Annotated in this window: 16 protein-coding genes and 1 tRNA gene; 11 read left to right on the forward strand and 6 right to left on the reverse strand. The window is 52.5% G+C overall.

Going from position 1 to position 20,937, the window contains the following annotated elements:
• The first annotated feature begins 5 nt into the window (after positions 1–5).
• From C1J02_RS15180 to C1J02_RS15205, 6 genes are all read left to right on the forward strand, one after another.
• Positions 6–962: an ABC transporter permease gene (locus C1J02_RS15180; protein WP_114879330.1), complete on the forward strand. Its 957-nt coding sequence runs from the start codon at positions 6–8 to the stop codon at positions 960–962.
• On the forward strand, positions 959–1,774 hold the full coding sequence (locus C1J02_RS15185; protein WP_114879331.1) for an ABC transporter permease: 816 nt from the start codon (positions 959–961) through the stop codon (positions 1,772–1,774). Before C1J02_RS15180 ends, C1J02_RS15185 begins: the two co-directional genes overlap by 4 nt.
• On the forward strand, positions 1,771–3,417 hold the full coding sequence (locus C1J02_RS15190) for an ABC transporter ATP-binding protein (protein WP_114879332.1): 1,647 nt from the start codon (positions 1,771–1,773) through the stop codon (positions 3,415–3,417). The genes C1J02_RS15185 and C1J02_RS15190 overlap by 4 nt, the downstream gene beginning before the upstream one ends.
• A 461-nt stretch (positions 3,418–3,878) precedes the next feature.
• A complete protein-coding gene (locus tag C1J02_RS15195; protein WP_302622768.1) occupies positions 3,879–4,637 on the forward strand; it encodes an RNase A-like domain-containing protein in 759 nt (252 codons plus the stop codon).
• A gap of 1 nt (position 4,638) precedes the next feature.
• Complete coding sequence (locus C1J02_RS15200; RefSeq protein ID WP_114879334.1) at positions 4,639–4,941, forward strand: hypothetical protein; 303 nt, start codon at positions 4,639–4,641, stop codon at positions 4,939–4,941.
• A 305-nt stretch (positions 4,942–5,246) separates the two neighbouring features.
• Complete coding sequence (locus C1J02_RS15205) at positions 5,247–6,083, forward strand: alkaline phosphatase family protein (protein WP_114879335.1); 837 nt, start codon at positions 5,247–5,249, stop codon at positions 6,081–6,083.
• 21 nt (positions 6,084–6,104) lie between these two features.
• Here the strand turns inward: C1J02_RS15205 and C1J02_RS15210 are convergent, their stop codons facing one another.
• From C1J02_RS15210 to C1J02_RS15230, 5 genes are all read right to left on the reverse strand, one after another.
• Positions 6,105–7,040, reverse strand: a complete 936-nt coding sequence (locus C1J02_RS15210) for an alpha/beta hydrolase (protein WP_254693116.1) — start codon at positions 7,038–7,040, stop codon at positions 6,105–6,107.
• Positions 7,037–8,914 (reverse strand): acyl-CoA synthetase, encoded by a 1,878-nt coding sequence (locus C1J02_RS15215; RefSeq protein ID WP_114879337.1) that lies wholly within the window; start codon positions 8,912–8,914, stop codon positions 7,037–7,039. Before C1J02_RS15215 ends, C1J02_RS15210 begins: the two co-directional genes overlap by 4 nt.
• A 208-nt stretch (positions 8,915–9,122) precedes the next feature.
• Positions 9,123–9,554, reverse strand: coding sequence for a peptidoglycan-binding protein LysM (lysM, locus tag C1J02_RS15220; protein ID WP_114879338.1), 432 nt, complete (start codon positions 9,552–9,554; stop codon positions 9,123–9,125).
• Positions 9,555–9,623: 69 nt separating this feature from the next.
• Entirely contained in the window at positions 9,624–11,426 is a 1,803-nt protein-coding gene (locus C1J02_RS15225) for an ABC transporter transmembrane domain-containing protein (protein WP_114880633.1), read from the reverse strand.
• Positions 11,427–11,661: 235 nt separating this feature from the next.
• Positions 11,662–11,736 (reverse strand) — tRNA-Gly (locus tag C1J02_RS15230).
• A gap of 829 nt (positions 11,737–12,565) precedes the next feature.
• Between C1J02_RS15230 and C1J02_RS15240 the strand changes: the two genes are divergently transcribed.
• The 4 genes from C1J02_RS15240 (at position 12,566) to C1J02_RS15255 (ending at position 19,553) form a co-directional block, all read left to right on the forward strand.
• Complete coding sequence (locus C1J02_RS15240) at positions 12,566–15,265, forward strand: DNA methyltransferase (protein ID WP_114879340.1); 2,700 nt, start codon at positions 12,566–12,568, stop codon at positions 15,263–15,265.
• Positions 15,262–17,331: a DEAD/DEAH box helicase gene (locus C1J02_RS15245; protein ID WP_114879341.1), complete on the forward strand. Its 2,070-nt coding sequence runs from the start codon at positions 15,262–15,264 to the stop codon at positions 17,329–17,331. Before C1J02_RS15240 ends, C1J02_RS15245 begins: the two co-directional genes overlap by 4 nt.
• A gap of 2 nt (positions 17,332–17,333) precedes the next feature.
• On the forward strand, positions 17,334–18,626 hold the full coding sequence (locus C1J02_RS15250; RefSeq protein WP_114879342.1) for a GIY-YIG nuclease family protein: 1,293 nt from the start codon (positions 17,334–17,336) through the stop codon (positions 18,624–18,626).
• A 168-nt stretch (positions 18,627–18,794) separates the two neighbouring features.
• Positions 18,795–19,553 carry a PIN domain-containing protein gene (locus C1J02_RS15255; RefSeq protein WP_114879343.1) on the forward strand — a complete coding sequence of 253 codons (759 nt, stop codon included), beginning with the start codon at positions 18,795–18,797 and terminating at the stop codon, positions 19,551–19,553.
• Here the strand turns inward: C1J02_RS15255 and C1J02_RS15260 are convergent.
• On the reverse strand, positions 19,550–19,741 hold the full coding sequence (locus C1J02_RS15260) for a helix-turn-helix domain-containing protein (RefSeq protein WP_114879344.1): 192 nt from the start codon (positions 19,739–19,741) through the stop codon (positions 19,550–19,552). The two genes, C1J02_RS15255 and C1J02_RS15260, sit on opposite strands and share 4 nt — an antisense overlap.
• A 433-nt stretch (positions 19,742–20,174) precedes the next feature.
• On the opposite strand from C1J02_RS15260, the gene C1J02_RS15265 reads away from it, so the two are divergent.
• On the forward strand, positions 20,175–20,822 hold the full coding sequence (locus C1J02_RS15265) for a hypothetical protein (RefSeq protein WP_114879345.1): 648 nt from the start codon (positions 20,175–20,177) through the stop codon (positions 20,820–20,822).
• The last annotated feature ends 115 nt before the right edge of the window (positions 20,823–20,937 follow it).

Below are 20,937 nucleotides of genomic sequence, written 5' to 3' on the forward strand. Positions count from 1 at the left end.
GCGGAATGCACCCCATCTTGAAACTCATTGCCCAGCGCCTCGCGCTGGGCATTATGCTGCTCTTTGCAGCCTCCATATTGATTTTCGCGGGCACCACAATGTTGCCCGGAGACGTTGCCCAACAGATCCTTGGTCAATCGGCAACACCACAGGCGCTCGAAAACCTGCGCGCTGAACTGGGGCTTAATGAACCCGCCCTCACCCGATATTTTTCGTGGCTTGGTGGCTTTATCCAAGGCGACCTTGGCACTGCGCTGACCAACGGCCGCGACATCGCGGAAAGCCTTGGTGGACGTCTCAAAAATACGCTTTTCCTTGCCTTCTGGGCGGCTGTTATTTCAGTCCCGCTGGCAATCTTTCTTGGCCTGCTGGCCGTGCGGTACAAAGACCGCTGGCCGGACAAGCTGATCTCGGCTGTCACGCTGACCACCATTTCAATTCCCGAATTCATGATTGGTTACGTTCTGATCTATTGGGTGTCGATCAAATGGGGGCTGTTTTCGTCGGTGGCGATCATCAACGAAGGCATGTCGCTGGGTCAAAAGCTTAATGCGATTGCGATCCCGGTCATGGTTCTGACGCTGGTGGTGCTCGCGCATATGATGCGGATGACACGCGCCGCCATCCTGAACGTGATGCAGTCGGCTTATATCGAGACCGCAGAACTCAAAGGCATGGGGATGCTGAAAATCATCCGCAAACATGCGTTTCCAAATGCCGTAGCACCCATCGTCAATGTTGTGATGCTGAACCTTGCCTACCTCGTTGTCGGCGTGGTCGTGGTCGAGGTGGTCTTTGCCTATCCCGGCATGGGGCAGTACCTTGTCGACCATGTGAGCAAACGTGACGTGCCTGTGGTGCAAGCCTGCGGGCTGATCTTTGCCGCGGTGTACATCGGGTTGAACCTTGTCGCTGACATCGTCTCCATCCTTGCGAACCCGCGTCTGAGGCATCCGAAATGAAAAACATCCCCCTTGCCGCACTCATCGGCCTGTTCTTTACGGGTCTGTTTTTCCTGATGGCAATCTTTGCCCCCCTGATCGCACCTTACGGCATGTCCGAAGTGGTTGGTGACGTTTGGGAGCCGTCCTCATCTGAATTCCTTTTGGGCACGGACAGTATTGGTCGCGACCTGCTCACACGTCTGATCTATGGCGGGCGCACGACGATCTTTATCGCCGTGGCCGCCACCATCCTCAGCTTTGTCACAGGCTCGGTTCTTGGCTTTTTCGCCGCCGTATCTGGCGGTTGGATTGACCAAGTCATGTCGCGGTTTGTCGATCTGATCATGTCGATCCCATCTCTGATCTTTGCACTGGTCGTCTTGTCGGTGATGCCGACCACAATGGTCACGCTGATTGTGCTGATGGGCTTGCTGGATAGCACGCGCGTCTACCGTTTGGCGCGCGCGGTGGCTGTTGACATCACGGTGATGGATTATGTCGAAGCCGCGCGCCTGCGTGGCGAGAAAATCGGCTGGATCATTTTCCGCGAAACCCTGCCCAATGCGCTGTCGCCGCTGGTGGCTGAAATGGGCCTGCGGTTTATCTTTGCCGTGCTGTTCATCTCGACCCTGTCGTTCCTTGGCCTTGGTGTGCAACCACCGCTGGCCGATTGGGGCGGCATCGTGAAAGAGAACAAGGAAGGCATCAACTACGGCATCCAGGCAGCGCTTTATCCCGCCTATGCCATCGCAACCTTGTGTATCTCAATTAACCTTGTTGCGGACTGGATCCTGAACCGTACCACATCGCTGAAAGGGGGCCGGGGATGACTGAACAAACACAACCATTGCTCAAAGTCCGTGGCCTTAAAATTGGCGCAACAATCTATCCGCCGGGCGAACGCCCCCGCGATATCGAGATCGTGCACGGCGTCGATTTCGATCTGGAAGCGGGCAAGGTGCTTGGCCTGATCGGGGAATCCGGTGCAGGCAAATCCACCATCGGTCTGGCCGCAATGGCCTATGGCCGCGGCGGCGTCGAACTGACGGGCGGCGAGGTTTGGGTCAATGGCCGCGACATGCTGAAAGCGGGGCTTCGCGATGTGCGCCGCCTGCGCGGTGCCGAAGTCACCTATGTGTCCCAATCTGCCGCAGCCTCCTTCAACCCGGCAAAAAAGATCATGGAACAGGTGACAGAAGCCGCCATTTTCCAGAACAAGTTCGGCAAGAAAGAAGCCGAGGAGCGCGCGGTTGAACTCTTTCGCAAACTGGGCCTGCCCGACCCGGAAAACATCGGATCGCGGTATCCGCATCAGGTATCAGGCGGACAGCTGCAGCGCTGCATGACCGCTCTTGCCCTTTGCCCTGAACCCGATCTCGTCGTGTTCGACGAACCCACCACGGCGCTGGATGTGACCACACAAATCGATGTGCTGGCCGCGATCAAGGATGCGATCCGCGACACCGGCGTGGCCGCCCTTTATATCACCCACGATCTGGCCGTGGTGGCACAGGTTTCCGATCACATCATGGTGCTGCAACAGGGCGCGATGGTCGAATACGGCACCACCGATCAGATCATCAACAACCCGCAAGAGGAATACACCCAGGCCTTGGTGTCCGTCCGCTCCATCAAACACGTTGAGAAAAAGCCGACTGACAATCCGCTGCTGCGCGTTGAAAACATCACCGCGCGTTACAAAGGCACCGATTTTGACGTGCTCAAGGATGTAAACGTCGAACTGCACCCCGGTCAGACACTCGCCATTGTGGGCGAAAGCGGCTCGGGCAAATCAACGCTGGCACGGGTGATCACCGGGCTCTTGCCCCCTTCGGCAGGCCAGATCGTCTTTAACGGACGGACGCTGACACCAGACCTCAAATCCCGGCCGCTCGATGATCTGCGCGAATTGCAGATGATTTATCAGATGGCCGACACCGCGATGAACCCGCGTCAGACCGTTGGCACGATCATCGGCCGCCCGCTTGAGTTCTACTTCAACCTCAAAGGCAAAAAGAAACAGGAACGCATTCAGGAACTGCTGGACGAGATCGAACTTGGCGACGGGTTTCAGGACCGTTATCCAGCCGAACTTTCCGGCGGTCAGAAACAACGTGTCTGCATCGCCCGGTCACTGGCCGCCAAACCCAAGCTGATCATCTGCGACGAGGTCACATCGGCGCTTGATCCGCTGGTCGCGGACGGCATCCTGAAACTGTTGTTGAAGCTGCAAAAGATCGAGGACGTATCCTATCTCTTCATCACCCACGATCTGGCAACGGTCAAAGCCATCGCTGACAGTATTGCCGTGATGTACCAAGGCCAGGTCGTACGCTACGGCCCAAAGTCGCAGGTGCTGGCCCCTCCGTTCGACGACTACACCGACCTGCTGTTGAGTTCCGTACCAGAGATGAAACTGGGCTGGCTGGAAGAAGTGATCGAGCATCGCAAGATGGAAAGCGCGGGGAACTAGGGGTGCGGGCGACGGGTTTGAGCCCAAAGTGTCGAATGCTGCACCGAGCATAAATGTCCGGTTCTTTTTGATGATGAGGTAATCATCTTCATCGAAACACAGCGAACGGTAGCCTGAGGATTGCTTTACGAATGATGTATAGAACCTGTTCCGCAAGTATGCGGGGGTTCCATGCAACACCGTTTCGGCGACTTCCTAAGGTACGGCGGCAACGGCCAATTTGATTTCGTTAAGAGAGGTAGCCACATCGTCGGTCGTCGCGCGGGGGTATCGCTGAAGTCGACCTTCCCAAACTACTCCGCCCTAAGGGCCGACTTCAGCGAACGCCTCGATCAGGTGATTTCCGACAACATTCGGATGCTCCTCAACGCGCTTAACCGCCTGACACGGTTCCAACTGTCACGGAAGCCGATTTGCGGGAAGTGTCGGACGCAAAGGCCGAGGCACTGGACGCATGGGACGTGCGCCTTGAGAGCGTTTTCAACCAATACCAAGAGCACCAACAGCGACTACGGCCACTGCGAACGGCCATGGAAGAACGGCTGCTGCGGGCCTTCACCGGGCTGATCAACCAGCTCCGTCAGGAAGATCTCGGGATTGTGCAGTATATCTGGCGCTCGCGCGATGATGTCAAAGTTCGTGACAGCCATGCCGACTATGATGACCGCGTTTTCCGTTGGGACAATCCGCCGGAAGGCGGACATCCGGGCGAAGCACACAATTGCCGGTGCTATGCGGAACCTACTGCGCCAGCCCTTCAAGATAACTTAATTTTAGCCGATTTTGACGGCAGCGTTCCTCCACAAGACCTTTCTTTCCATGAAGCAAATGGGGGCCATACTGTTGCCCTACATGTCGGGAAAAGCGAAGCCTTCCTAATTGGATCTGTCAGTACTCCACGTGGGAGATCGCTTTTTGGCACCCTGTATCGGTGGCGACATGGAACATTCCCATCTTTCGAAGCCGCGCAGAGGTTGACGAACTCTAACTTAGCCAGCAACGCGGATGTTGTGAATGAAGTTGCCAGCGGGAAGCTGCGTAGAGCTTTCATAACTAGTGATTTTGGATCAACAACAGGCTTTGAGGCATACCGAACCACTCAGCGTGCCTCATCCCAAATACGGCTCCGGCAGACATTTGGCGTAGGATCCGTCATTGAGTATGATCCAGACATGCCAAATAGGTTTATCATTATCACATCCTATCCAAGGGTTGACTGACATGACGCCGCCGAAATCATTCTACGACTTCACCTTGCAGTTTCATCAAGACCTAGATGTCGTTCATCCTGGTTGGGCCGAAACCCCAGACGGGCGCAACCAAATCTATGAAGACTTTCGGCAAGGCTATGGCGATAAGGCCGTACTGGAACTAGCCACATATTGCGAAGAACTCTTGGCTGATAGCGAGACTGATCTTGGTTCGTTTTGGCTTGCAGAGTCCAAGGCCGATTTGGTTATTCAGGATGAGGGCGTTCGTTTCCTCTTCAATGACTTTTTGGGATGGATGGGTTCGCTGTCCTAGGACACTGCCGCACTAAGGAACTCTAAAAGCAGCCATTGGTGCATTCACAGCTAAAGGGCGCTTCGTCCGCGCAGCTGACATGCACTCTCCCTTTACTTCCGGCATCGCACGCCGGGTTAATCTGCTCAATGCTCCGCATTACCGGCACTTGTACCGACGCATTACAGCCGCCTTATCAAGCCCCCAGACCCCTTGAAACATGGGCGTTAACAGCGCTTTTTCCATCCCGCGCTCTGATCTGCGGTTAACCGTTGCGCGCGCCACCGCTCTGCGATCATATGGCCTGGCAAATAGGGGGTAGAACCGTGAAGAACAAACTGCTGCTGATCATCCTTGACGGTATCCCCTATCGCAATTGGCGGCGTCTGTTTGGCAACCTTGAGGGCTGGGTCGACAGCGGCGATGCCCGCGTCTGGAAAATCCGTTCAGTGCTGCCATCGACCTCGGCGTCGTGCTATGCGTCCATTCACACCGGCGTGGCCCCAGCGGTGCATGGCTGTACCGGCAATGGCAACGTGTTCCGCCTTAAAGAAAAGGATGTCTTTTCTCAGGTCCGCGCGGGCGGCGGTGTTACCGGCGCGGTTGCACATTCGTTCTGGTCAGAGTTTTTCAACCGCCATCCCTTTGATTTCGTTCGCGATATCGAATATGACGAACCAACAAGCAAATCCATCAACCATGGTCGTTTTCACACCATGACAGGGTATGGCCACGACAATCAGATGACCCCCTCTGATGTGGATTTATTTGGGTCCCTCACCAATCTCTGCCAGCGCTTTGGCCTGAATTACGGGATGTTGCACACCTGTACATTGGACAGCATGGGCCATCGATTTTTCCATGATTGTCATGAAATGGACCACGCCTGTTTTGTGATGGACGAAATGCTGGCCCCGTTTATTCCGCGCTGGTTGGATGACGGATACGAGGTGATCGTCACTGCCGATCATGGTCAGGACGCGCGCGGCCACCACGGCGGGCGTGACCCGTTACAGCAAGAGGCGGCACTGTATTATTTTGGGCCCGCGAAAGGGCCATCAGAGGACACAGTGATTGATCAATTGCAACTGGCCCCGACAATCCTGCACCGGCTCGGTGCGCCGATTGCCAAGACCATGAAAGCCAAGAGTTTTCTCACCTGAGGCGGTTGGATCAACCCGACTTCAATACGGCCATTCGCGCCGCCCCAGCGCGTCAATTGCACCGACTACCTGATCGAAAAAACCAGCCGCTTTTTGCGACATCACCCGCGCCCGCAAACAGCCGTGCACCATGCCCGCCACATTGATCCATTCCGCCTGCCCCCCCGCCGCGCGCAGCGCATCTCGATAGTTTTGCCCATCGCTGGCCAGCGGGTCACATTCTGCCGTGATCATCACCGAGGGTGGCACACCCGCAAAGTCGATGTCCTGCAACGGCGCATAGCGCGGGTCACCTTTGGGGGGCCCACTGCCACCCGTGCGCATGTTCATATAGAATTCCATGTCAGCGGTGCTGAGATGTGGCGCATTGGCGTGCTCCACATAAGACCCCTGCCCCCAGTCACCGCCAAGCCCCGGATAGATCAGCACCTGACCAACAATGCGCCCGTCATGCGTGGCCCGCGCGTGATGTGCCATCGCCGCGGCCAGATTGCCACCGGCACTGTCGCCCGACAGGATCAGATCACCGTCATATGCGGTTGCGATCGCCGCGAAAGCCCGCCAGGCATCGTCGAAACATCCCGGAAAAATCACCTCGGGGGCCAGTCCGTAATCGACCGAAATAACCCTATACCCAGTGCGCTGGCAGATCTCGGCACAGACATCATCATGACTGTCGAGCCCGCCAACAACAAAGCCACCACCGTGGTAATAGATCACCGTCACATCGCTTTTGCTGGCCTCATAACGGCGGCAGGGAACGCCACCGTGCGGCTCATCGCAGACCTGCACACCTTCGGGCCTGCCCTGATAGAACACCTTGCACATGCCGTCATAGACATCGCGCTGCTCAGCAATGGTCAGATCGACAGCACCGGGCGGATAGGTACTGTTCAGCCGCTCGATGAATGCCCACATTTCGGCGTCAATCAAGCGGCGATAATCCGGTGTTCTCACACGGCCTCCCATGGCCTTGTGAACGCTCCGAGCACTTTGCCGACATCTGCATCTGACGCGCCACCCATCGTGACCTGTGCCACCAGACCGCGCTTTTTGTCGTCAATCACGGAAGTCACCCGCGCCTCCAACGATGCCTCTTTCAGTGCGGCATTATAAATGCGCGTGATCGCATGTTTGCGCAGATCAGGTTTGAAAATTTTGCCCACAGCCGTTTTGGGCAATTCGTCCATGATCGTCATATGCTTGGGCTGAGCGGCCCGCTCATGGACCTTTTCCTTGCAAAACGCCAACAGCTCTTCTTCGGTCACGGACGCACCGGAAACCAGTTCGACAAAGGCACAGGGCACTTCGCCAGCATGGGCATCGGGCTGTCCGATTGCCCCGGCAAAGGCCACGGCGTCATGGCCCAAAAGCGCCTCTTCAATCTCGGCGGGGTCGATGTTGTGGCCGCCCCGGATGATCAGATCCTTGGCCCGCCCGGTGATCCACAGATAACCATCACTGTCGACTCGGCCCAGATCGCCTGTGCGCAGATATTTTTCGTCATAATAGAGGTCTTTGTTCTTGTCGGCCTCGGTATAGGTATGCCCTGCATAGACACCGGGGTTAGACACGCAAATTTCGCCAATCTCGTCCACGCCCGCATCCACCGGCCCGTCATTGGTGCCCTTGATGATCCGCACTTTGGAATAGGGCAATGGGATGCCAATGCTGCCAACTTTCTTTTGACCATCGGTCGGATTGACCGACACAAGGCATGTCGCTTCGGTCAATCCATAGCCTTCTACAAGAGTGACGCCTGTGGCTTCTTCAAAGCGCCGGAAAAGCTCAAGCGGCAATGGTGCAGAGCCTGAGAACGCCGTCTTGACCGTGCTCACATCCGCATCAATGGGCCGCTGCATCTTGGCCGATATGGCGGTCGGTACAGTAATGATAAAGCTGATCTTCCAGCGCTCAACCAGTTTCCAGAAATTATCGAATACACCTTCACCACGGTATCCCTGCGGTGTCGGAAAGACCACATGCGCGCCCGAATGGACCGCCGCCATCAGGATCACGTGACAGGCAAAGACATGGAACAGCGGCAGCGGACACATGATGTTGTCGTTCTCGTCAAACAACAACCGATGCCCCAGCCAGCCGTTATAGACCAGCCCCTGATAGGTATGCTGTGCAACTTTCGGCATGCCCGTGGTGCCGCCGGTGTGGAAATAACATGCCACGCGGTCCTCTTGCGGGTCTTCAAACGCCAGCGTTGTTGGTTGCTTGGCAAGTTCTGCGTTGAAATTCAGATATTTGGCCTGATTGCCGATCTTCAGCTTGGGCCGGATCAGCGGGATAATCCATGACTTTGGTGGCGTGATGTATCGCAGCAGGTCAACCTCAAGCACCGTATGCACACCCGGTGCCAATTTGACCGCTTCTGCGGTTTTTTCAGCCACATCGGTTTTTGGGAAAGGCCGCAATGTCACGACCACCGACGCCCCGGTTTCGCGCAGGATTGACCCGATTTGTTCGGGTTCCAACAAAGGGTTGATCGGGTTCGCGATGCCTGCAACGGCACCGCCCAACAGAGTGATTGTCGTTTCATTACAATTGGGCAGAACATAGGCCACCACATCCTTGGGGCCGACGCCAAGGGATCTAAACATATTGGCCGCTTGGGTCACCTTGCCGTGCAATTGCTTCCAGGTGAGCGTTTCAGCTTTGTCTTTTTGACCAGAGAATATCTGGTAACTGACGGCCTTGTGCTGCGGGAACTTTGCCGCTGTGCTGCTGAGCAATCCGTATAGCGTCTTTGCAACATCGCGTTCTGCCCATGGCACTTCCGCTTCGATTGCCTTGCAATCCTTGATCCCGCCAAATGGCATGGCCGTCCTCCCCTAAAAGCTGGTTTTCCAGCTGTGTTTTTTTACTCGCCAAAAGGATGCGTCGAAATCCAGTTTTCTGCAAGCATGCTGGCCGTTGCGACGCTGCGTAAGACAAGATAACGCAGCGGCAAAACAAAAAGGGCGGCTGTGCGTCATGCACAACCGCCCCAATCTTTTTGGTCTTATTTGATCTGAAACCGATGACCGCTCACGCGGCCGGAATACGCAGAACCTGACCGGGATAGATTTTGTCAGGATGGCTCAACATTGGCTTGTTGGCTTCAAAAATCTCTTCGTACCGGGCACCGTTGCCAAGTGTTTTCGCTGAGATTGCCCAAAGGGTGTCACCCTTTTCGACAGTGTGAAACGTCGGATCCGCGCCGTCACCTTCGATGTCTTCTTCAACCTCTGCGACGCCCTCGACATTGCCAACTGCCAGGATGACTTTCTCTTTCATCTCCTGGCTGACGGCCTTGCCGCTGACTTTTACCTTGTCACCGTCCACGGTGATATCAAGACCCTTGGCATCGAGGCCAAGATCCTTCAATTCATCCTGCAGTGCGGCCCCTGAGACCTCTGCGTCGTCACCACCGCCAAAAACTTTTTTGCCGGCATCTTTAACGAAACTCCACAAACCCATATCAGTTCTCCTTTGCTTATGAACTCATGGACCATAGTTTCGTTCCACGCCAAGGGACACAAGGGGGAATTAAAGAGCTTGCGCACCATCGGTGAATTGCAGTTTTGCCAGCCGGGCATAAAGACCGCCCTTGGCAACCAACTCATCGTGGGTTCCGATTGCCACAATGCGACCCGCCTCCAGCACCACAATGCGGTCCGCTTTTTTGACCGTCGCCAACCGGTGCGCCACGATAAGGGTCGTCCGGTCGGCGCTCAACTTGTCCACGGCGGCTTGCACGGCACGTTCGCTTTCCGCATCCAACGCGCTGGTGGCTTCGTCCAGCAGCAACACCGGCGTATCGCGCAGGATCGCCCGTGCGATGGCGATGCGTTGCTTCTGGCCGCCTGACAACATCACGCCCCGTTCCCCAAGATAGCTGTCATAGCCTTCGGGCAAGGCCGCGATGAATTCATCTGCCGCCGCCGCTTTGGCAGCAGCCACGACATCGGCGTCGCTGGCATCGGGCCTGCCGAACCGGATGTTTTCTGCGGCACTGGCGGCAAAGATCACCGGGTCCTGAGGGACAAGCGCAATATGGCGACGGAATACATCACGGCGCATATCGCGCAGGTCGACACCATCCAGCCTGATCTGGCCCTGCGCGGGATCATAAAACCGCAAGATGAGCTGAATAATCGTCGTTTTACCCGCGCCGGACGGACCAACAAAAGCCACGGTTTCACCTGGGCTGATCTCCAGATCAATCCCATCAAGTGCTGCGACACCGGGCCGCGCCGGATATGAAAAATGCACCCCATCAAAGGTGATCCGTCCGGTCACTGTATCCGGCAGGGCCTGGCCGTGGGCCGGATCGTTGACCGCATCTTCGCTTTGAAGAAGATCGACAAGCCGCTCGGTGGCCCCTGCCGCGCGCTGCAATTCGGACCAGATTTCAGACAGCGCCGCAACCGCACCTGCCACCATCACCGCATAGATGACAAACTGCACCAGCCCGCCCGCCGACATATCCCCCGCACGCACATCACGCGCGCCGATCCACAACACGCCGACCACGCCTGAGAAAACCAAAAAGATCACGATCACGGTCATCGCCGCACGGGTTTTGATGCGCCGACGTGCCGCGTCAAAGGACGCTTCTGTCATTTGACCAAATTGATCCCGACTTGCCGCCTCGTGGGTAAATGCCTGCACGGTCTGCACAGCGGTCAGGCTTTCGGATGCGTTGCCGGATGACGCCGCGATCCAATCCTGATTTTCGCGGCTGATCACCCGCAGCCGCCGTCCCAGCGTCAGGATCGGCACCACCACTGCGGGCACGATCAACAGCACCAGCAGGGTCAATTTGGTCGAGGTCAGCATCATCAGCCCCAGACCCCCGACAAAAATCAGCATATTGCGCAGGGCAATCGACACCGATGAACCGATCACGGAAAGGATCAGCGTGGTATCCGTGGTGATCCGGCTCAACACTTCGCCGGTCATGATCCGCTCGTAAAATGACGGGCTCATGCCGATTACACGGTCAAACACCGCCTTTCGAATGTCTGCAACCACCCGTTCACCCAACCGCGTCACCAGCGCATAGCGCAGCCCGGTCCCCACGGCGAGCAGGGCCGCAATCACCAATGCCCCCATGAAATATTGATCCAAGAGTTGGGTCTCGCCCGTGCGAAAATTATCCACGACCCGGCGCACTGCCAGCGGTAACGCCAGCGAAATCATTGCCGTGAGCACCAAGGCGCAGATCGACGCGATCATCAGTAACCGGTAAGGCCACAGAAACGGCACCAAAGCGCGCAATGCGCCCAGCTGCTTGGATTTTTCGCGTTCCTCAGTCTGGGACGGTGCAGGAATTGGAGGTCGGGCCATGAAATGTCCTTTGGTGGTGCTCTCGCGGTCATGGCGCGGCTGAGCAGCAGGGTCAAGCACTGCGCGTGCGGCATAAACTACAAAGGACATGGATATGTTGGAGCGGGCGGCGGGAATCGAACCCGCGTCATTAGCTTGGAAGACTATGCTGCAAATCGTAAATAAATCAAATAAAACATAGGCATAACGAAACCCGTAGCGGGTCTTTGTCGGTAAACTGTCGGAAATGATTTTTTGGAGCGGGCGGGGGGAATCGAACCCCCATCTTCAGTTTGGAAAACTGAGGTCTTAACCATTACACAACGCCCGCTTACTATTTGCCCAATATTTCATACAAGTTTTGGGGTCAAGTAGTATGTGATCAGTCACATGAGACGAGGGTCTGTCTTAGAAGACGAACACTTGCTGCAAGGCACATTCGGCTCTAGTCTGGATCCAGCTGCAGAATGGCATTCCAATTTAATTCCCACCACCCTTCAAGCAACCATTCAACCAATAGCTCTCCGTCCTACTTGCAATCCTCTAGGCGGGAAATCAACAACGCAACAGTGTTTGTCTGTTAATCAATTGGTCGTAGGTTCGATCCCTACCGCCGGAGCCAAAATCTCTCTTAGTTAACAAGAGAGTAACAAGTCGCCCTCCGGGGCGGCTTTTGGCATTCTGCAACATCTCTGCAACATTGTGATTGATCTAAGATATCCGCAAGGCTCCAACCCCACTTGGCTTTGGACCATTAGCCTTCAGTGATTTGTCATTAGGCGATTGAGGCGCGAAGCTCTCCCAGCATAATGGACGACCAATGATTTACGCAATCTCGGAAAACGCCGACGGATAGTGGCTTGATGCAAAGATCGAGTTGGACGGCATCACTATCTTGCTGCGTGTTGAGACGCGAACGCAGCGACGATGAGGCCAGCCCCGACATCACCGTGCCCGGAGGCGTTGCAGCTCTGAGTGCAGATCTGGTGGCGACACGCTTTGGCGCGACCTTGCCATACCTAACAACCTCAGTCAGTGCCGTGCCTGTTTTTGCGGTTGCTTTGTTTTCAATGAGAATTCAGATTGGAACAATAAACGCATGAACCTGTGTTGGCATTCATTTGAAAACACAACAAAAAATACAAGGCTAGGCAGCAAGTATGAACGTCATTGAGATTGAGGAACAGATCGACGCTATTGTTGCAAAAGATTTTAATCCTGACGAGTTCGTTTTTGACTTCGTGGAGGCCTTTGATGCCCCTAAGGCCACGGTCAAACAGCTTAGACAGGGGCAACAAAACGCATCTGACATCGGTGGCATCCTTTGGCGTCGCAACCTGCATTACATACAAGCCCTGAACGGCCTGGTCAGACAAGCCCTGGACAAGTTGCAAGCCAGCAAGGAAACAGCCAAGCAAAAGGTCCGCTACATCGTCAGCACCGACGGAAATGAGTTTGGTGCACGCGATCTCAAGACCGGTGAAACACTCAACTGCCTAATCAGCGAACTAGGATTACATTTCGGCTTCTTTCTGCCGCTCGCCAATATCGAACGATACAAGATTGCCGATGAAAACCCTATAGACATCAAGGCGACTGGTCGCCTTGCCAAGTTATATGACGCCATTCTTATGGATAACCCTACCTGGAAAGGCGACGAGAAGAGGCACGCTCTCAATCATTTCATGACGCAGATCGTGTTTTGTCTTTTCGCTGAAGACACTGGCATCTTTGCAGAGAATTCCTTCAGTGAAACGATAGCCACATACTGCGAGACAGATAGCACCCAGGCAAAAACTGTTCTGACAAACGTCTTCACGGCCATGAGCCTGTCCGAAGACCACCGCGGCGACTGCCCCGCTTACGCCAAGAAATTCCCATTTGTTAATGGCGGCCTGTTCAAGGGCGCAGCTGACGTTCCGCGCCTGACGCGTGGCTCGGTGCGTTATCTCATTGACGCAGGTCAATTAGACTGGCGCGAGATCAATCCCGACATCTTCGGATCAATGATCCAGTCAATCGTAAACGAAGACCAGCGTGGCGAGCTGGGCATGCACTACACGTCAGTGCCCAACATCCTCAAAGTATTGGATCCATTGTTTTTAGATGACCTGCGCGAACAAGTTCTAGCGGGATGGGACAAAAAGAAATCTCTCCAAAATGTGCTGGATCGGCTCAGCAAGATACGCGTTTTCGACCCAGCGTGCGGATCCGGAAACTTCCTCGTGATTGCATACCGCGAGCTACGCAAAATCGAAATAAAGGTGATCAGTCGGCTAGCCGAAATCGACAACTATTCTGCGCCGCTTTGGTCGCATGTCGAATTAACGAACTTCTACGGTATTGAATATGCCGACTTTGCTGCGGAAACAGCGCGTCTGTCGCTATGGATTGCTGAGTATCAGATGAACAGCCGCTATGAAGCAGCATTTGGACGCCGTGCGCCAGCATTGCCACTCAAGGCCACTGGCAGAATAGTCAACGGCAATGCACTTCGGATAAATTGGGAAAGAGTGTGCCCACATCCGGACGATCAAACCATCGAGACCTATATTGTCGGTAACCCCCCGTATTTAGGTCGTCAATTGCAAACTCCCGAGCAAAAAGAGGACAAAGCGATAGCGTTCGCTGGCACAGTGAAGAACTTTAAATCACTTGACTATGTTGCTAGTTGGTTCGTTCTAGGCAACAAATATATTCTTAAATCTTGTGGCAAATCAGCATATTCCTTCGTGGCCACCAACTCGATAGCTCAAGGACAGCACGTGTCTGTCTTGTGGACCAAACTGCTTTCTGATCCGGTCGAGATAATCTATGCACATGAAGCATTCAATTGGCGCAACAACGCAAAACAGAACGCAGCAGTCATTGTTGTCATTGTTGCGGTTAGCAAAATTGGCAAAAATCATCAAAAGAAGATCTACACGAAGGATCAAATATTTTCGGTAAAAAATATCTCGCCTTATCTGACTTCCAGCGACAATACGATTGTCCTTCCAATTTCTAACTCGAGGTCTGATCGGCCCAAAATGAGCTTTGGAAATATGGCTCTAAACGGAGGTGCCCTCATCTTAAGCAGCTCAGAAGTAACTGAATTGGTCAGTAGAAATCCTGAAGCGAAGAGATATTTGCGAAAGCTGGTCGGGTCCGAAGAGTTCATCAGAAACACGGAACGCTTCTGCCTGTGGATCCGAGATTCCGAAGCAGACGACGCACTTCAAATTGAAGAAATTAAAGGAAGGGTAGAAGAGGTCAAGGCACTCCGTCTAGCTAGCTCAGACTCTGCGACGAGGAGATTTGCGGAGATGCCTTATCGTTTTCGTGAACAAAATGAATGCACAGACCTGTCAATCATTATCCCTCGGGTCTCCTCAGATAGACGCCAATATATTCCATGTGGAATACTCGATTCAAACTCGATAATTTCGGACTCCGCGTTTGGCATTTTTGATGGCGAGCTATGGATGTTGAGCGTCTTAAGCTCTTCACTTCATTTGGCTTGGATCAAAGCAGTATGCGGAAAACTAAAGGGTGACTACCGCTATTCAAATACCCTTGGCTGGAATACGTTCCCGGTTCCACGATTGACTAGTACAAACTACGAGACCTTAGCAAAGGTGGCCGAGAATATATTGTTGGCTAGAGATGCATACTTCGACAAAACAATTGCTGAGCTATATGAGCCTGAAAACATGGAGAAGGAGTTTCCTGAACTCCAAAAAGCTCATCAAGAAAACGATGATGTACTAGAGACAATATACAATGGCACGCCGTTCAGAAATGATCCCGAGCGTCTCGAACATCTTTTCAAGCGATATGTTGAAATAGTTGACGCCCAAATGGAAGAAACATCATCATGAAAGACGTAATCCACGTTCAGTACGAACAAACAGGGAGTAGCCAGGTCGACAAGGGCATGGGAATGCGTGCAATGCAAGCCCGCGCCTATGAGAAACGCGATGAGCAATACATCCTTGTCAAAGCACCTCCTGCGTCGGGTAAATCTCGAGCACTAATGTTCCTTGGTTTACATAAGCTGCATAACCAAGGTGTGAAGAAAGTAATAGTAGCGGTACCCGAAAAGACCATCGGCAATTCCTTTCGCACCACCAAATTAAAAAAGCACGGTTTCTTCGCAGACTGGAACGTTAATCCTGATTGGAACCTGTGCTCTGATGAAGCGGTTTCGGATCAGGGCGCTGTGTTGCGCGGCAAGGTGCAGCGGCTAGGAGAATTTCTTAAGAATGATGAACAAATATTGGTGTGCACTCATGCCACGCTACGCTTCGCGTTTGATCAGTTCCCTGTCGAGAATTTTGACGACTGCCTGATCGCGGTGGACGAGTTTCACCATGTGTCAGCTTATGAAGAAAATCGACTTGGTGAGGTGGTGCGAGAACTAATCGCACGCGGAAAGACGCATATCATTGCTATGACCGGTTCCTACTTCAGGGGCGACACAGTACTCGTGATGCGCCCCGAAGATGAAGCGAAGTTCGTCAGCGTTTCATACACTTACTACGAGCAGCTGAACGGATACAAACACCTCAAATCGCTGGGTATTGGCTATCATTTCTATTCCGGTATTTACACTAAGAGCATTGGCGAAGTGCTCGACACATCCAAAAAGACTATCATTCATATCCCCCACGTAGGCAGCTCTGCCTCAACCGGTGACAAGTACCGAGAAGTTCAGGACATCTTCGACGCCATCGGTGATTATCAGGGGGTAGACGAGAAGACCGGGTTACACCTAATTGAAAAGAGCGGGCGGCTCTTGCGTGTCGCAGATTTGGTTGAAGACAGCACGGACCTACGACAAAGAGTGCAGAAAACGCTTCGACACCTCGAAGATCGAGACGCGGTAGACATCATCATTGCCTTAGGCATGGCGAAAGAGGGTTTCGACTGGATTTGGTGTGAGCATGCACTGACCGTTGGTTATCGGTCATCTCTCACAGAGATCATTCAGATCATTGGTCGTGCCACCCGAGATGCCCCAGGGAAGACGCATGCCCAATTTACCAACTTGCTCCCCGAGCCTGAGGCCACACAGGGAACAGTTACAGAGGCGGTCAACGACTTACTCAAAGCAATCTCTGCATCCCTGTTGATGCAGCAGGTCCTCGCTCCAAAGTTTAAGTTTTTCACCAAGACGTCAAAAGACGAAGATGAGGACGATGGGAGACCCGACTTTGAAGTTGATGACGAAACAGGTGAAGTTCGTATCGCCGTCAGGGGGTTAAAAGAGCCATCTTCGGATCGTGTCCGCCAGATAGTTGATGAGGATATTAATGAAATAATTCATGATATCTGCACCGACAATGACGTAGCATTGCATGCATCAACCAATCCAGACCTTGAGCCGGAAACGCTAAATCGAGTGCTTGTACCCAAGGTGATCGAGCGTCGCTACGCCGATCTGGATGACGAACAGATTGAAGAGGTTCGTCAGCAGATTGTTGCACGGATGAATATCCTGGATGCTGCGCAACGCCTTGATTTTGACGAGCCTATGCCTACCGACCCTGACGATGATCAAACTGGCGTCGAGAAAGATCCTAAGAAGAGCGGTGGTGAGGCAGGCTTGCTAAAGTTGGTACGTCAGTTCGTTAACGTACGCGACCTCGACATCGACCTAATTGACGAGATCAATGCCTTCCAATCGGCCTATGAAATTCTATCTAGAGACCTTGATGCGAAAACACTTGCGCAGGTTCAGACAGCCATCACAGGCAAGATGATCCAAGTAACGGAAGAAGAGGCTCTTCGTGCCTGGCCTCGCATCATGAAATTCAAGGATGACAACAACCGCTTGCCTTCCGCACTTGCGGCCAATGAGATCGAAAAAAGGCTCGGAGAAATCTACGCTTGGCTAATGCGTAAAAAGCGAGAGATGGCTGCCAAAGCGCAAGGAGATCAGTAATTATGACTGACAAAATTCTCTCACTAGACGACATTTTCGCTGCGCTTCCTGATGCATCGCCAGCGGCTGCAATTCGATCGTCTGTTGATGCAAAAACCAAAGAGGCCTTTGGACAAATCAATGCCTTTGTTCAGAAATTCGGTCGCGAGCCGATGGACGATCATACTGTTGAGTTCGAAGAGCGTTCCCTCGCCAAGAAATTGAAAAGAATTCGAGCCATAGCCGGTATGTGGGAAACATTGAGAACGGAGGATGAGTTCGACCTTCTTAAAGACGCACGAAACCAAGATACAGAAGCACCGGAGGTTGATGGAAGCGAAAATGCCACATCACAGCATGAGGCGGAAGAACCATCGGGAACCAGTAGCGAGCCGATAATAGCATCCGACGACGAACTCGAAGGATATGATGCGCCGGACGACCTGGAAGAATTGATGACCGCGCTTACAGAGGCTGAGAACGATGACGACAGCATCTTTAAGCTAAGGCACGTTCGTTCTTATGATCGACAGATGGCCAGTGCTGACTTCACGTCTCAACGCGAAAAATGTCCTAACTTCCACGAGTACGAACCTCTCTTTGAGCAAGTGAACAAAGAAATTGCCAGCGGCATTCGTGAACCATTGCCGTTTCGAAAAGAACAAGAAATTTACCAAGGTCAATTTTTTATCTTAAACGGCTTGATGGTTTACATTGCTGAGGTTGGTGAAGCATTTGAGAAGAATGGCAAAAAGAATGCTCGACTTAAAACAATTTTTTCGAATGGCACCCAAGGGAATAACCTGCTGAGATCACTTGCGACTGAGCTTTATAAGGACTCAAACGGTAGGAGGATCAGCGATCCCAAAACCGGTGGCCTGTTCAGCAATGTAGCAGCCGAAAATGACATCGGGACAGGTACCGTCTATGTGCTGGAAAGCTTATCACTACAGCCTTCAGTGCTTCCCAACCGAAAAATCCTTCATAAGATTGGTGTAACGAAAGGACCTGTCGCAACACGGATCGCAAATGCTGAAAAGGAAGCGACCTACCTTCTCGCGCCAGTTAAAGTGGTTGCTGAGTTTGAAGTATTCAACATCAAAGCCAGAAACATCGAAAAGCTTTTGCATGCCTACTTCGACACAGCACGTGCAGAGATCACGATCAAAGACAGATTTGGGAAGCCAGTTCAATCCAGGGAATGGTTCTTTGCGCCCGTTAACGCAATTAAAGAAGCCGTTGATCGACTGATCGATGGAACGCTTGGTGAAACGTTTTATGACGCCAAGGCTGGTCAGATCAGACCTAGGCAGTGATAATCGACCTTCCGTAAAGTTCTCAACAAATGAGCTCATAATCCAGGCTAAGCTCATGTGATAAAATACGTCTTCTTCGATACCAAAAAAACACAGGCACGGACACGACACGATCAATGCGCCCCCGCCGTACGGCACATGAGGAAATAAGAATAAGGGACTAAAAAGATGCTGGTTTTCATTGATACGAACATCTTCCTGGACCTTTACCGCATGGGTAGTGGGCAGGGAGCATTGAGGCAGTTGGAACTGCTCAGTCAAGTTAAGGATCACGTCATCACAACCTATCAAGTTGAGATGGAATATAAGAAGCACCGTCAACAAATGATTATTGATACGCATAATCAGTTAAGGGGGGTTTCGTCTGACCATAAACAGTTCTCGCCACTTCTTCTAGATTCGCAGCCAGTGAAGATGATCAAAAGGAACATCAAGGCAATTGAGACTCAGCAAAAGAGGATCAAAGAGCGTATGGATAGAATTCTTCTCAATCCTGCCAACAACGACCCAATCTATCAGCATCTGCAGAGAATGTTTAAAGCCAAGTCCACGCTGAACTTAAATAGAGACAAAGAAGTTCGACACACGATCAGGCGACAAGCGAAAAAACGGTTCTTTCTTGGCTATCCACCGCGTAAGCCAGATGACAATTCCATTGGAGATGCGGTGAATTGGGAGTGGATTGTTAAGTGCGCCATTCAAGAAAAAACTGATGTGACCATTGTTAGCAGAGACAACGACTTTGGCATTTCCCATAATAAAAAGCGCTACATCAATGATTGGCTCAAACAAGAGTTCAAAGAACGAGTGGGGCGCAAAGACGTCATTCTTACAGATAAGATGATGGACGCACTGGCGCAGCTTAAGGTCAGAGTATCTTCGAAGGATCGCGAGGAAGAGAACGCTCTGGTGGAATCAGGCGACTAAATGACCTTATGTTCTGGGCTGGGCGAGAACTTATTTGAAAGCGTGTTAATATCTCGCTGACGGAAACGCCACGATCCGCCTACCTTGAATCCTGGAATTTTTCCTTCCGCGGCAAGACGATAAGCAGTCTTCTCTTTGATCTTGAGATAGGCAGCCACCTCTCTCACCGTCAGAATGTCTGTGTCCATTGCAGCCTCGAAAAAACGGCAGTATTGAGAAAATGCGGGAAATATCAGTAAAAGGCAAGAAGTAGTGAGATGTCGCTCTCACAAGAACACCGGAGCCTATGGACGTTCGCCGGGTCCGAAGTCACAGGCATTGTTGCAGAGAACGTTGCAAGCCAGGTCAGAAATGAATTGAACCCATTGAACGTCAAATAGTTAAAACACCGCGAGCAAAAGATTGATTATCAATTGGTCGGAACAACACGGCCGTACTGGTAAGATACGGCGGGCTATTTTAGGTGGAGCAGCGCAAAAAATGAGGCGTTTTAGCGCAACATGTAAAAACCAACCCTCCCCAAGCAACTTACCTTTTTACAGATTGCTGCTTGCGTGACTTGCAATTCGGAATGCAGGTGCGACTCTGTTCAAGACGCAATGGGACACAGGGACGAGAAACATGGCCACAAAAGAAGATATTCTTGAGCAAATCGTCGAAGAGTTTCTTATCCATCGCGGATATTTTGTGCAGCACAATCTGAAATTTTTACCGCGCAAAGATCACCCTGAATTCATCACGAACAAGGATTCAAATCACAGCGACATCGATGTTGTTGGCTATCACCCGAAACTTGAAGGTCCTAAAAAAGTGGTCGCTGTCAGCTGTAAGAGCTGGCAGAGCGGTTTTCACCCTGCTTCCAAGATTGATGCGATTGAAAACAACAAAAAAATTAGTGGCCGGATGGCTTGGCAGGGATTCCGCGAGCTTACTGTCCCCAAGTGGTCAGAAGCATTCATCCAAGCAATTGAGGACGCAACCGGGACGAAGGAATTTACCTACATTACAGCTGTCTCAAAGGTTCGCGGAGATAAGGCAATCTGGGAAACCTATCCACCCTTTCAAAATGCGCTCGGTGGAAACCCCATACGCATTCTAACATTCGAGGAAATGGTTCTTGAAATACAGAACTCACTTTCCACGACACTGGCAGCGACTGAAGTCGGGAGGATGCTTCAAATGTTCCAAGCTGCGGGCATTCAAGTTAGAAAGACTGGGTCGCCGCACAAGGATCAAACGGCTTCTATATTGCCAAGCGCTACGACATAAGACATCCTGATACTGGCTGGAAAGCGCGCAGAGCAATTTGCTTTGTTTCGTTAGCTGGGGTGAAGGGATCTGGAATGGGCCACAAGCACTACTCATTTCTTGGCTTTAACAATCT

The organism is Sulfitobacter sp. SK011 (genome assembly GCF_003352065.1).
In the GTDB taxonomy this organism is placed as follows: Bacteria; Pseudomonadota; Alphaproteobacteria; order Rhodobacterales; family Rhodobacteraceae; genus Sulfitobacter.

Excerpts from the sequence above, each read along its gene's own strand:
- C1J02_RS15180 (WP_114879330.1), top strand. The coding sequence starts at position 6 with ATGCACCCCATCTTGAAACTCATTGCCCAGCGCCTCGCGCTGGGCATT.
- C1J02_RS15185 (WP_114879331.1), top strand. The coding sequence starts at position 959 with ATGAAAAACATCCCCCTTGCCGCACTCATCGGCCTGTTCTTTACGGGT.
- C1J02_RS15190 (WP_114879332.1), top strand. The coding sequence starts at position 1,771 with ATGACTGAACAAACACAACCATTGCTCAAAGTCCGTGGCCTTAAAATT.
- C1J02_RS15200 (WP_114879334.1), top strand. The coding sequence starts at position 4,639 with ATGACGCCGCCGAAATCATTCTACGACTTCACCTTGCAGTTTCATCAA.
- C1J02_RS15215 (WP_114879337.1), bottom strand. The coding sequence starts at position 8,914 with ATGCCATTTGGCGGGATCAAGGATTGCAAGGCAATCGAAGCGGAAGTG.
- lysM (WP_114879338.1), bottom strand. The coding sequence starts at position 9,554 with ATGGGTTTGTGGAGTTTCGTTAAAGATGCCGGCAAAAAAGTTTTTGGC.
- C1J02_RS15225 (WP_114880633.1), bottom strand. The coding sequence starts at position 11,426 with ATGGCCCGACCTCCAATTCCTGCACCGTCCCAGACTGAGGAACGCGAA.
- C1J02_RS15240 (WP_114879340.1), top strand. The coding sequence starts at position 12,566 with ATGAACGTCATTGAGATTGAGGAACAGATCGACGCTATTGTTGCAAAA.
- C1J02_RS15245 (WP_114879341.1), top strand. The coding sequence starts at position 15,262 with ATGAAAGACGTAATCCACGTTCAGTACGAACAAACAGGGAGTAGCCAG.
- C1J02_RS15250 (WP_114879342.1), top strand. The coding sequence starts at position 17,334 with ATGACTGACAAAATTCTCTCACTAGACGACATTTTCGCTGCGCTTCCT.
- C1J02_RS15255 (WP_114879343.1), top strand. The coding sequence starts at position 18,795 with ATGCTGGTTTTCATTGATACGAACATCTTCCTGGACCTTTACCGCATG.
- C1J02_RS15260 (WP_114879344.1), bottom strand. The coding sequence starts at position 19,741 with ATGGACACAGACATTCTGACGGTGAGAGAGGTGGCTGCCTATCTCAAG.
- C1J02_RS15265 (WP_114879345.1), top strand. The coding sequence starts at position 20,175 with ATGGCCACAAAAGAAGATATTCTTGAGCAAATCGTCGAAGAGTTTCTT.